The 12,973-nt window shown below is 45.9% G+C and carries 12 protein-coding genes; 4 read left to right on the forward strand and 8 right to left on the reverse strand.

Translation table 11 applies throughout. The annotated features are described in order from the left end of the window. Position 1: 1 nt before the first annotated feature. The 7 genes from NSQ46_RS28555 to NSQ46_RS28585 all read right to left on the reverse strand — a co-directional run bounded on the left by NSQ46_RS28555 (position 2) and on the right by NSQ46_RS28585 (position 7,852). Positions 2 to 772 (reverse strand): O-antigen ligase family protein, encoded by a 771-nt coding sequence (locus NSQ46_RS28555; protein ID WP_342575643.1) that lies wholly within the window; start codon positions 770 to 772, stop codon positions 2 to 4. Between the two features lie 632 nt (positions 773 to 1,404). Next, the gene (locus NSQ46_RS28560; protein ID WP_342575644.1) at positions 1,405 to 2,418 is read right to left on the reverse strand and encodes a glycosyltransferase family 2 protein; all 1,014 of its coding nucleotides are present in this window, start codon (positions 2,416 to 2,418) and stop codon (positions 1,405 to 1,407) included. Next, on the reverse strand, positions 2,352 to 3,050 hold the full coding sequence (locus NSQ46_RS28565; RefSeq protein ID WP_342575646.1) for a sugar transferase: 699 nt from the start codon (positions 3,048 to 3,050) through the stop codon (positions 2,352 to 2,354). Before NSQ46_RS28565 ends, NSQ46_RS28560 begins: the two co-directional genes overlap by 67 nt. Before the next feature lie 15 nt (positions 3,051 to 3,065). Next, positions 3,066 to 3,956, reverse strand: coding sequence for a UTP--glucose-1-phosphate uridylyltransferase GalU (galU, locus tag NSQ46_RS28570; RefSeq protein ID WP_342575647.1), 891 nt, complete (start codon positions 3,954 to 3,956; stop codon positions 3,066 to 3,068). 285 nt (positions 3,957 to 4,241) lie between these two features. Further along, a complete protein-coding gene (locus NSQ46_RS28575; protein WP_342575649.1) occupies positions 4,242 to 4,883 on the reverse strand; it encodes a CpsD/CapB family tyrosine-protein kinase in 642 nt (213 codons plus the stop codon). Next, positions 4,864 to 5,616 (reverse strand): Wzz/FepE/Etk N-terminal domain-containing protein, encoded by a 753-nt coding sequence (locus NSQ46_RS28580; protein ID WP_342575650.1) that lies wholly within the window; start codon positions 5,614 to 5,616, stop codon positions 4,864 to 4,866. The genes NSQ46_RS28575 and NSQ46_RS28580 overlap by 20 nt, the downstream gene beginning before the upstream one ends. Positions 5,617 to 5,887: 271 nt before the next feature. Then, positions 5,888 to 7,852, reverse strand: coding sequence for a glycosyl hydrolase family 28-related protein (locus NSQ46_RS28585; protein WP_342575652.1), 1,965 nt, complete (start codon positions 7,850 to 7,852; stop codon positions 5,888 to 5,890). A 218-nt stretch (positions 7,853 to 8,070) separates the two neighbouring features. Here NSQ46_RS28585 and NSQ46_RS28590 point away from each other — a divergent pair, with 218 nt between their 5' ends. From NSQ46_RS28590 to NSQ46_RS28605, 4 genes are all read left to right on the forward strand, one after another. Continuing rightward, positions 8,071 to 8,490 (forward strand): VanZ family protein, encoded by a 420-nt coding sequence (locus NSQ46_RS28590; protein ID WP_342575654.1) that lies wholly within the window; start codon positions 8,071 to 8,073, stop codon positions 8,488 to 8,490. Positions 8,491 to 8,631: 141 nt separating this feature from the next. Next, complete coding sequence (locus NSQ46_RS28595; protein ID WP_342575656.1) at positions 8,632 to 10,584, forward strand: asparagine synthase-related protein; 1,953 nt, start codon at positions 8,632 to 8,634, stop codon at positions 10,582 to 10,584. Between the two features lie 15 nt (positions 10,585 to 10,599). Next, positions 10,600 to 10,725, forward strand: a complete 126-nt coding sequence (locus NSQ46_RS28600; RefSeq protein WP_028404171.1) for a paeninodin family lasso peptide — start codon at positions 10,600 to 10,602, stop codon at positions 10,723 to 10,725. 98 nt (positions 10,726 to 10,823) lie between these two features. Next, positions 10,824 to 11,762, forward strand: a complete 939-nt coding sequence (locus NSQ46_RS28605) for an aldolase (RefSeq protein WP_342575661.1) — start codon at positions 10,824 to 10,826, stop codon at positions 11,760 to 11,762. Between the two features lie 284 nt (positions 11,763 to 12,046). On the opposite strand, the gene NSQ46_RS28610 is transcribed toward NSQ46_RS28605, so the two are convergent. Beyond that, positions 12,047 to 12,496: an Hsp20/alpha crystallin family protein gene (locus NSQ46_RS28610; protein WP_342575662.1), complete on the reverse strand. Its 450-nt coding sequence runs from the start codon at positions 12,494 to 12,496 to the stop codon at positions 12,047 to 12,049. Positions 12,497 to 12,973 lie beyond the last annotated feature (477 nt).

Below are 12,973 nucleotides of genomic sequence, written 5' to 3' on the forward strand. Positions count from 1 at the left end.
CTTACATGTCCCTCCGCTTTATAGTCGTATGCGATAATGCAAACGAAATCACGAGCATTAGAATGTACCCTGATAACCCACTCAGTACATTGCTGCCTAGTAGAAGAAATAAAGTGGCACTGATGGCTGCAAAGGAAATAGGTGCATAAATCTTCTCCATCTTGCTGATTTTGAATAAAACCAAAAATATATACCCTAACATGAAGATTACACCGAGCCCCAACGGTAATCCGAATAAATAAAATAAATTTAAGTACCCATTATCAAAAACCTTTACCGTATCAGAACTTTGAGTCAGCTTAACCCCCAATCCTGAACTCCCTATACCTCTTCCGACGGGGTTCGAGATAACATCCGATATAATATGTTGAGCAAATACCAGTCGCTCATTAAATGAATGATCTTCCTCCAATGATTCAAATGTACTTATTCGGGAAGACACTTCCTTTGCACCAGGCAATGTTGGAAGAACAAATACATAAGCTAGAATCAAGATTAGACCGAGAACAATCAACTGCACCTTATTCTTTAATTGAGACCGAGCAAAGTACGCGACAATCATAATGATGCAGCTTATCCAACCTACCCTCACCAATGTGAGCAATAAAGCAAACGCAACAACCATGATGCCTAAGATACCAAATGCTCGCCATTTCTTCTGCACAATCATAATTGCAAGAGCGAATCCGAGAAACATCCCCGCTGGTCCGGGTGAATTCAGAAGGGAAAACAACCGGAATTTTTGTGGTTCCGGAAGTCCGACGGAATTCATGTCGGCGCTAATCATCCAAAAATGATCCCACGGGGGGAGCACCAGATACTGATATATACCGTAAGCTCCGACCAAGACCGCTAGATAAGCGTAACTCCGCAGCCATCTGTCCCAGACCCGACTGTCAAATCTGCTGACCCGTACATAGACAAGTACCAGAAACGGGACGATTAGGTTCAACAATTCATAAACCGAGGATAGCCCATACTTCAGAAATCCGAGAAAGAACCCGTATATGAATGCAGCTCCTATAATTTTTAGTATCAGACTTATTCGAGAATCAACATGTTTAAACTGCCTAAGGATAGGTATAAGTAGAACTAAGCTGACGCAATAAGGTGTCAACATGATAATTGAAGTATCGCTATACGTTTGAAAACTCCAGTCAAGCAAACGCCTTGCCTCCGGGCTGATCGTCCATATTACGAGTGTATAGGGGATTAGATTTTGGGGACTTCTACTGTAGATATGTAAACAAAGTAATATGCCGAGGAGCAGGAATACCAACTCTAGCAGTTTCACATGCAAGGAGTCGATAGAACTTGCATACCCGATGGCTCCCCCAAATGCGATTAACCCTGCTATCTTTGCCGCACCCAATATAATATGGGAGACAGTTTTCCTCCTGATACTTACTCCATAGATCCCTTCCATGTTTTCCAGCCACCCCATCTGCCTTTAAATGCCAGAGCTACTTTCTTCAATGCAATGCCTTTTTGACGTGGAAGCATCCTAATACCTTGGACCACACCGGGCGATGATTTGCTACCTATCGACACCACCCATAATAAATACATGATTCGGTTGAATAACCCCAGATGCTTAAGCATCGCGTAGGTTTCATTATGGGCGGCATTAAAAAAGGCTATTTCATTGAAACTGTGACGTTGATCTTCATCGAATCGCACTGCAGGAAAATGATCTACCATTATATTTGGATCATAGAGGAGCTTCCAACCCTTCTTTTTGACAGCCTGGCTGAAATCCAATTCATTATGGACTTGTGCTCCTGTCCCCCTGAGCCTCTCGTCGAAGGTCAACCCTCTAATAGCCTCTCTCCTAAAGCTCATGTTGGCACCTTTGAGGATATCTACTTCTCGAACTCCCCCCATACCAATATGATGATTACCTACAATACGCCCGTAAGGCCTTATAATTCCTACCTTTCGCTTTTGAGGCGGAACCGGCTTTCCTCCATGATAAACGATATCCCTACCGCCAACACCTCCAACGTCAGGCATTTCTATGTAATATCGCTCCATATTCTGCAGCCAATCCGGATGCGGAACTGTATCATCATCAGTTAGTGCTATAATCGAGCCCTTGCTTTTGGAGATTCCCGTATTGAGGGCTGCAATCATACCGCCCCGTTCAACTAAAGCGACTTTAAGGTCTCCTATGTCAATTGATGTTAGAAACTGCCGGGTATTGTCATCAGAACTTCTAACCACAATGACTATTTCGTCAGGTAACCGCACCTGCCGACGTATTCCCTCTATACAGTTCACAAGCGCATCCACCCTGTTATAGGTTGGGATGACTACACTTATTGTTAGTTGCATAATTTTAACACGCTCCATTAATAGGCTGAGTTTGGAAATAACATGATTTTGATCGTGCAGAATATTAATTTTAAATCCAACCAAAGCCCTCTCCGTTCGATGTATTTAAGGTCCAGTTCAATCATTTGGTTAAAGCTTAAATTGCTACGACCACTAACTTGCCATAATCCAGTACAGCCGGGGCTCACCCTCAATCGTAGTCTGTCATAGTTGCTGTAAAGCTCAACTTCTCGGGGCAATGCTGGTCTTGGGCCGACCAAAGACATATCTCCTCGAATTACATTCCATAGTTGTGGGAGTTCATCGATGCTTGTCTTCCGAATCCATTTTCCGATTTTAGTAACGCGGGGATCATTCTTCATCTTAAACATCGCGCCGCTGATCTCGTTTAAATCCAGAAGCCCTTCCAACATTTCTTCAGCATTCGATACCATCGAGCGGAATTTAAACATTCGGAACGGCTTTCCTCCTTTTCCGATACGAGTCTGGCAAAAAAAAACGGACCCTTTTGGGTCCTCTAACTTAATAAGAATCGATATGATTAGGAAGAGCGGGGAAAGCATAATCAGCCCGATCATGGCGAATGTAAAGTCCATCATCCGCTTGGTAATCATATAAGCCAAATTCGGCTCTGCATCTGGAGTTACTTCTCTCTTATAGCTGGCATTCCCCTCGAAGAAAATATCTGCATCGTTTCGTTGCGGATTGGGGTACATGAATCATTCACCTCATCAGCCATTTATTTTACCTAAATACTCTCTTTCGAGAAGTTTCTCCATACCTTGCAGAAGCGGCATGCGAAGTTCTCCATTTTGCAGAGCAAAATCCAAGGTAGTCAAGATAAATCCCAGTTTTTCGCCCACATCATACCGGGTGCCCTCGAAATTGTAGGCATACACTCCTTGACTTTCATTAAGCTTCTGGATAGCATCGGTCAATTGGATTTCCCCGCCTGCGCCTTCTTCGAGCTTCTCTAAAAAATCAAAAATTTCTGGAGTCAATATGTATCTACCCATGATGGCTAATTGTGATGGCGCTTGGCCAACCGGGGGCTTCTCCACAAAATAATCAACTTCATATAAACGCTGCATTTTACCCAGCGGGGCTATGATTCCGTAGCGGTGGGTTTGATTGTAATCCACAGTTTGAACACCAATCACTGACTTCTGCACCTGCTCAAATTGCTCGACCAATTGGCGGATGCATGGGACATCTGATTGTACGATATCATCTCCCAAAAGAACAGCGAACGGTTCATTACCGATGAAATTTCTTGCACACCATACAGCATGGCCAAGCCCCCTGGCTTCCTTCTGGCGTATGTAATGGATGTCCACGTTAGAGGAGCGACGCACTTCGTCCAGTAAATCCAATTTCCCTTTAGAGAAAAGGTTTTGCTCCAGTTCAAAGGCATGGTCGAAGTGGTCTTCTATAGAACGCTTGCCTTTACCGGTTACAATAATAATATCTTCAACTCCTGAGGCCACAGCTTCTTCCACTATGTATTGAATAGTGGGCTTATCAACAATCGGCAGCATTTCTTTCGGCATGGCTTTCGTTGCAGGCAGGAAGCGAGTCCCAAGGCCAGCTGCAGGAATAATTGCTTTCTTTACTCTCATCATAGCCCAATTCACTCTCCAACAATTTTTATATAGATATCCTTGTTTACACATAATGGAAAGGCTTAGCCATATTCTCTTTAGTCAGGAAGAGTATATGGCTAAGCCTTTCATGGAATTTAGGGCATTTAACCCGTCCTCACATTACACCCTCGACAATCATGTCTAAGGTCGTATCGACCCACAGCGTAACCGAGTGTCTACAGTGATAGAGGTACAGTAGACATTACCTGGTGCTTCAACAGTTCTTCGGTATCACCTTTGGCTAAAAACTATTCTCAAAGAATTTCACATTACTCGATTCATTACGATTCCCAGCATTCGAGCATTAACATGGTCTAGCTGTTCTCGTGCCTTTTTAAGATGGTCCTTCTTCACTTTACCGGCAGCAGCCACCATAATAACTCCGTCACATAACGCGCTGACAAGTACCGTGTCTGACACTTCGAGGACCGATGGCGTATCAATTAGAATGACGTCGTATTGCGGTTTCAATTGCTCCAATAATTCGCGCATAGTCTGCGAATCAATAAGTTCCGAAGGATTAGTGAGCACTGGTCCGGATGGGAGGAGTGACAGTCGCTCATAACCGGTCTCCTGAATTGAATCCAATACCTCGGAGTTACCGGCCAGAACAGTGCTTAGTCCGGGATTGTTGAGGGACGAAAACATACGGTGCAATGAAGGTTTCCTTAAATCTGCGTCAATTAAAAGAACGTTCTTGCCTTCTTGTGCATAGGCGATTGCCAGATTGCTGATGGTAGTGCTTTTTCCCTCTCCTGGCTGAGACGATGTAACCATGACCGTCTTCAGCTCCTGGTCTTTAAAGAAAAACTGAATTTTTGTCCGAAGAAGCCGATACACTTCAGATATTTGCGACCTGGAGCTAGCTGAAACAATTAGGCTACTCTCATTGGTGGACCGTCGCATATTGACTTTCACCTGCCTTTGGTTTCTTAAACATCCTGGATCTTGACGACTCCTTTAGTTCTCTTCTGCTAATTTTCCCAACTACGGCCAGTACAGGAACATCCATGATTTCAGTAATCTCCACTTCGGTTTTGAGCGTATCGTCCAGATAATCGAGCAGAAATACAAAGCCAACCGCTAACAAGGCAGAGATAACAAAACTAATAATCATGTTCATGACTGGATTAAAGTTAATTGGAGCAGGGGAAGCAGACACGTCTGCCTCGCTTAATATTGTGATGTTATCCACGTTCATAATGTTGGGGATTTGTTCCTTGAATACCGTCGATACAGCATTCACAACATTGGCAGCCTTTGCATACGAGGTATCCTCATAAACTAAGTTCATTACCTGAGAGTTGTTTGCAGAGGTAACAGATATTCTCGCAGCAATCTGTGAGGCGCTATGCCCGAGTTCAGGATACTGCTCAACCACTTTGTTCATCACGGCAGACGACTTAATAATTTCCTTGTATGAATTAATAAGGAAAATACTGGTTTGAATGGTGCTGGCGTTTAGAGTTGCACTTCCATCACCTGACGACTGGTTTACGATGAGTTTGGCATTCGCTGCATAAATCGGTGTTGTAAAATAGAAGGTTTTAACTGCTGTTGCTACCATTGCAACGCAGACAATGACCGCGATTAACCACCATTTCTTCTTCATAATTCGAAAATACTGTTTAAGTTCCATTCTGCAGCAGTCCTCCAACTCTGTAATGTGGATTGGAAACCTTAAATGCTTGACATGAATTCATTCCCCTAGCCATGGTTCGGCTACAATCTGTATAATTTACAATCCATAATTTACGATACATTTTGTATCATGTCAAGGCCGATTTTCATGCATTTTCAAAAATAGAGAAACATTATGTATCTAAAAACGCTTACAATATTGTTAGAAATAAAGAATCAGCTTTGTCGAAAATCAACAGAGCTGATGCCGTACTTTGCGAAAATCTCCATCACTCAGGTTTAATTTGGATACTGCCATTCACCATTGATATTCGGTATCTTTTGTTGGTTACAGCGTCCGTCAAAATAATACCATTTCCCGGGCCGGCAATCTCAAGAGTATCTGTCATGTAGCTATGCGAGTATGGCGAATAGGAGCCTATATGGTCCCAGGTAACCATTACCCCCAAAATATAGGTATCTCCTTTTCTGGGGATAAATCCAATGCTGAACTCATACAGGAGTCCGGTTCGACTGGCAAGCTCCCTTCCTCTCATATGCTTCCAGCCTTTATCGGACCAGGTGGCTGCATCGTTAAAAATATACTCCGCATTTTGAGCCGAAATCCGCCCTATTGATTTATATAATGATCCGCTCTCATACTCTGTTTCCAGGATAAAATATTGCATGGCCAAATTGCGGTTAGGATCGCCTTGATAAGGCAGACTGTTGCTATTAAACTTAATCGAGATCATTGGCGACCGAACTCCATCTGGCGTAATTTTCAAAATGGCCGGATGAGGACCGACAATCTGTTTTATCTCATTTGTTATCGGGATTGGAACTTGATCAACCGTGACAATACTTAGGATAGCTCCATTTGTTACTGACCAATTGGATAGCACCTCTGGATTTCTCAACAGATTTGGTGCCGATACAGGCATCAAGGCCCGATGCTCTCTTTCTTCCATGCGCGTCTTTAAGTCTGCAGTTTTGTATAAAGGAGCAACCTTTCTTCGAATAAAGGCATCCGCAGGATCAAGCCCGATTAGATCCGATTCCTTATCGCCGGTTAAAGTATCGATATAAGCCGAACCCATTGCTCCGGAAACTGGAGACCTTCTCAACCTCCCAAGGTCATCTCTAATGTTGACAGGAGAACTTATCGTACCGAACCATGCGGCATACTGTTGCTTTTCCCCTGGCTTCATAAGATCATCCGGCAGCGCGTATTCCCAGTTGGTTGAGTTTCCAGTATTGTTGGTTACTGACCAAGACAATCCAAACCCAAAAATGGTTAAGTTTGTAGTCGAGGATTTTGTCAGCAATTTGATAGCTGCTTCTCCACATTGCTCGAATGGTGAGTTCAATATGATGCCGCTTAACCCCAGCACAGTGGAGGTTCTTTCATAATCATTAGGTTCAGTATCGATGCATTGATAAATCGCGTATGGCGAAAACCCTAAATGTGTCCGAAGCAAGTGCCCATTAAAACCTCCACGATGGCCTGCAACTGCTAATGTTCCGATTAAAATTCCGCAAAATGCCCCTAAAATCGAACATCCTTGGTAAAAATAATCGCCTGAATTGAGCCGGCAATAGACACCAATCAGTCCATTCCAAATACAATCGTATGAGGATATATGGCCATGAATACTATTCAGCAATTGGCCAACTTTAACACCCGATGTTTTAATGTTTCTGAATATCGGTGTCGATGTGTTTGCTACTTCGATGGCTGCCGTGCCGACAGCAAACATGCTGTATAGGCTTTGTTCAAACAAATCCTTTTTCACCCAGGAAGACAGAATTTTAGTGGAATAGTTTGTAACTCCTACAATTTCAAAATCCTCAAAGACTGCCTTTATACCTGCCGTCGCAATCCTTATGCAAGGAAGCAGGTCAGTCGAGTTATCGATAGGATCCCATATCAGTCTTGTGCCCATTTGCCCGCCGTCTATATAGGGGGCGATACCAAAAATACCTCGACTATTGTTTTCTATGGTTCTCCTAATTCTGTAACTCCCCGCAGGAACAAACAACCTATACCGCTTGTCGCACACGGCCATAGCAGCCTGGAACGCAGCCGTATCATCCGTCCGGCCGTCTCCCTTAGCTCCGAACCACTTGACGTTGATCCCGCGTTCCATCAATTCCTCATCGAGCATATTGAAATTGGAGCTTAAATCCTCTGGATTGATCGGGTCTGTGGATGACCATGTATCCATCTTCATGAAATCCGTTTCCTTGGCCATGCTGATCGCCTCCTTGCTACCATAGTAGTGGTTCCTTTGCGGATGTGCTTGATGAAGATGCCTATTTGGGACGCATGCCTCTCACCCAATTTATGACTTGCAATGGCCCCGATCCTCCTATAATATACATATCTAAAGATACATTTTGTATCATCATGCTTAAGACTAACAACATCACATTTTTATAATAGAAGCGTTTTCATTAAAGGAGCTTTCTCATGCGCACCATTCTAACCGTCCTATGGGGCTTGATTCTCTTCATCTTCACCTGCTCACTGAACTTTCAGCTTCTTATCCGGTATCACATCATCAATTTTCAACTAAACCCCTCCCCGGATTGGTCGGAGCTCTTTAAAATGGATTTTCAATGGTACAGCACGAATTGGGTCATGCGAAAAATAGGTCATTTCCTGGGCTTCTTTATTCTTGCCCAGCTTGCCTCCGGCTTCGGCAAAAGCAAGATGGCCTTCTATGTATGCGTGGGATATGCGGCATTAACCGAGATCTTGCAATTGTTTTTCTTCAGGGGCGGGCGGATCTATGATGTAATCAACGATGCCTTCGGAATCGGTCTCGCTTACCTGATTTGTCTCATATTCCGTAGGAATGAACACAGAGCAATACATCTAAAAAAATGATTGGGATTAAGTTGTTGCATAATACGGGTGAAAATGTATTGATACAAAACGTATACATGATATATAATGTCATTGATACGAAGTGTATCTAAATAATCGTGAGGATAAAGCCGGGTTAGGCCATAACGGAGGAATATATAAATGGGCGCAATTGCCGGTATTTATCGTTTTTATGGGCAACCGGTTCACTTGGGGGACGGCGAGCTCATCATGTCAGCGATGGACGCTTATCCTGCAGATCGAAGAGCTTTATGGCACAAAAGCCACGTTATAATGGGTTGTCATGCCCAATGGATTACGGAGCAAGCGGTCGGCGAGACGCTGCCTCATTACGATCCGCAGCGCGGGCTTGCCATTACGGCTGACGCCATCCTAGACAACCGGGACGATCTCATGGATCAACTGCAGGTTCCGCATCCGTTAAGAGCAATCATGACGGATAGCGAAGTGATGCTGTTGGCTTACGAGAAATGGTCAGAGGCGATGGCGGAGCGTTTGACCGGAGATTTTGCCTTTGTCATTTGGGATGAACGCAAGCAGCTGTTATATGGGGCAAGGGATTTTTCCGGGGCTCGTACCCTGTATTATCACCGGAATGAACAGCAGTTTTCCTTCTGCACGCTTATGAATCCGTTGCTCGCCTTGCCTTATGTACATAAAAAGCTTAATGAACGGTGGCTGGCCGAATTTCTGGCGATCCGCGGCGTATTCGAACCACCTGATGCTTCAACCACCGTGTATCACCAAATTCATCAGATCCCACCTTCCCACTTCTTTGTCATCCAGCGCGACCGGCTGCGCATCAGCCGATACGACTGCCTGGGACATGAAGAGCCGCTGCGACTGAACTCGTCTGAAGAGTATGAAGAAGCCTTCCAGAACGTATTCCAGCAGGCCGTCACATCCAGACTTCGCCGAACCCGGCGTCATGTCGGCGCCCATCTGAGCGGCGGTTTGGACTCAGGCTCAGTAGTCAGCTTCGCTGCCAGGGCACTTCAACAAGAGCAGCGTCCTCTCCATACATTCAGCTACGTCCCTGAGAGCGACTTCGTTGATTGGACACCGAAGCACAGGCTCGCGGACGAGAGGCCTCTTATCAAGCAGACGGTGCAATTCGCAGGTAATATCGAGGATCATTATTTGGATTTCCAGGGGCGCAGTCCCTTTACCGAAATTGACGATTGGCTCGACATCCTGGAAGCTCCTTATAAATTTTTCGATAACTCCTTCTGGCTCCGAGGCATCTATGAACAGGCCCAGCAGCGCGGTATCGGTATTCTGCTTAATGGCGCCCGAGGGAATTACAGCATCTCTTGGGGCCCGGCGATCGAGCACTATGCCCAGCTTATGAAGAGGTTTCACTGGATTCGGCTAACACGGGAGGTCAATCAGTACAGTCGGAATGTCGGTGTCGGTCGTAAGCGGCTATACTCCATCCTGGGCCGCAAAGCCTTTCCTTCCCTACAGAAGCTGGCACCGCTCGGATCCTCCACCGATGATCTCCCGCAGCTTGTACATTCCGATTTTGCCAGACGGACTGGAATTTACGATAAGCTGGAGGACCGCGCATTTATCGGGATCGGATCGACGGACGATCTGCCGAGTGATCCTCTGGAGGCAAGAGTGCAGCATTTCAAACGAATCTATATATGGACCACCACGGGAACGAGCGGATGCAAAATGTCTCTTCGATATGCTGTCTGGAGCCACGATCCGACCAACGATCTGCGGGTCATCCGTTTCTGCCTGGCGACACCCATGGAACAATTCGTTCACAACGGGATGGACCGCGCCTTAATCAGACGCTCAACCAAGGGCTGGCTTCCCGACGCGATCCGGCTCAATCAGCGAACCAAAGGCATTCAGGCTGCCGACTCTATCCATCGGATGCAGAGAGACTGGCCTCAATTTATCGATGAGTTGGATCGGCTCACCCGTGATTCCAGAATGCAGGACATCATGAATATGCCCGTTCTCCAAGATGCGCTTGCAACGGCGCGTCACGGAATGGACACGAATCAAGCCTACGGCCCTTCCATTAAGCTGCTTATGCGGAGCTTGATTCTATATCGATTTCTTCAGAAAAACTTATGAAAGGAGGTGAACCAAATGAAAAAGCAATGGAGTGAGCCTGCTTTGGAGGTACTGGACATGAAGATGACGATGGCTGGTCCTGGTAACGCAATTCCGGACGGTGTACAACCGGATCCCGATGAATTGGTCCATACTAGCTAATAGCAAGCTGGAATTTTTCTGAGTGAGCCCCTATACGCCTGAACGGGTATAAGGGCTTATCTTCTTTTATTGGAATATGAATTTTTGGAGTGAGGACCTTGCTTCACACAATAAAATCAACTGCTTATAAGGCCTTCGGGCTCACCATACATAGTGACATTCCCCTTCCGGAGCTGCAGTCCGCCCCCAACCTCGGAGCTTCCGCTGATATTAACGTGGGCTATGCCGATTTGGCAGAGGCATGGCTGGAGGAATCGAGCGCGGCCAACGCCTCATTCGTATGTACAGAGAACAGGGTCATGTTCAGGGTACCCGAGCTTGCGATCTTTGCCATCGAAAATGGCACACTCATTTCGGTCTCCCCCGAAAAGAATGGGGAGGAGGATCGGATTCGGCTGTACGTGCTCGGATCCTGCATGGGGGCGATCTTGCTGCAGCGCAGAATCCTCCCGCTTCACGGCAGCGCGGTTGTCGTCGACCATAAGGCATACGCCTTCGTCGGCCACTCCGGACATGGCAAATCAACATTGGCATCAGCCCTGCTGCAGCGTGGCTATCGGCTATTGACCGATGACGTGATCGCCGTCACGCTGGATGAGCAGAATATGCCCCTTGTCACGCCTGCTTACCCGCAGCAGAAGCTGTGGCAGGAAAGCCTGGACGCCTTCGGGATGAATTCGGTTGAGTATCGCCCCCTGGCCGACCGCGAAACCAAATATGCCATTCCTGTAGTAGAGCAATTCTCCAATGCCAAGGTACCGCTGGCTGGTGTTTTTGAACTGGTGAAATCCGATTGTGACAAGGTTCGGATTCAACCGATCGACAGATTGGGGAGGCTTCCGCTTCTATATCTTCATACATATCGCAATCTGCTGCTCTCGGGCAGCGGATTAACCCAGTGGCATTTTGACTTTACCGCACGGTTATCCGGATGTATAAACATGTACCGTTTGGAACGACCGCCGTATGAATCGACGGTTCATGAGCTGGCTGAGCTGGTTCTTTCGACGATCGGTGCCGATAAAGATAGGTGTTGAAGAACGGTTAGTGATGTTACGTTTACTGGGAACGGTAGGTAATACGAATTGTGCAAGATCTAACTGAATACAACATTAGAATCTCTCCAGGCGACCAGGTACGCGTCCAATTTTGCTCGTTCCACTGCTCCATTATCAAAAAATTCGGCCCCCTCCACCTCACGACTCTAACCACCCCGTTTGATGTGCAAATGACCTCAACGCAGCAAAAGCTGCCCCCTGGGTAATAGCACCCTGGAGGCAGCCTTTTATATATAAACGCGGCTTAAGGCCGCGTAATTGGATTACATGTCATCCCGGATTTGGATCCGTTTAGCACGAGTGTCCGGCTGTTTCGGGATTTCCAGCTTCAGCACCCCGTTCTTCAACGATGCGGTGATGCCGTCTTCGTCAATATGCTGAACATGGAAGCGGCGCACGTATTCGCCGTAGCTGCGCTCTCTTCGGATGATATTTTGATCGGAATCCTCCACGCTGCTAGCTTCCTTGCGCACGGCTTTAATCGTCAGGTAAGGCTCCTCGTAGCGAATTTCAATGTCGTCTTTACGAAAACCGGGCAATTCCGCTTCAACCAGATAAGCGTTCTCCGTCTCACGGATGTCGGTCTTAAAGGACATCGCCGCCGAACCCTTGAACGGTGCAAAAAAGTCGTTGCTAAACACATCATTGAATGACTTCATCAGCTGGCTGATGGAGTCCTCTCTGCGTTTTCCAAAAGGAATCATATCAAACATGATGCATTCCCCTTTCTTTGACCTTGTTTGACCTTACATGTTCATTATATGCCTGACGAAGGGTTATGACAAAGCCGAATACACCCGATATGGCCCCGAATCCGCTTGTTTTGGCCGGAAATGGCCATGTTTTAGCATTCGATTTTTGATTTTGACTATCTTTGACCTTTTGCGTTCTGGTGAGACTAAGCACTCGCGGAAGATATACATCAACCATACATCATTGAGAATGGACTTCGGCGAAAATGTGACCGATGAATCGACGATTACGTTACTTACGAAATAGCTTGTCATAATTCTAAGATATGGTACTATGAGAGTGAATATTGAAAATGTGAAGCGGGCAGAGAATATGAGAAGCCCTTTGCATCATCAGAGCCTTTATTGATTAAAGGTTTTTGGATGCAAAGGGCTTTTTCTTGTTATCCCTCGCAGATCTGCTGTACCTTTACGAAATTCATACCGGTCTTGAAAAAA

Origin of the sequence: Paenibacillus sp. FSL M8-0142 (assembly GCF_038597315.1) — a bacterium.
GTDB lineage: Bacteria > Bacillota > Bacilli > Paenibacillales > Paenibacillaceae > Paenibacillus_AQ > Paenibacillus_AQ lactis.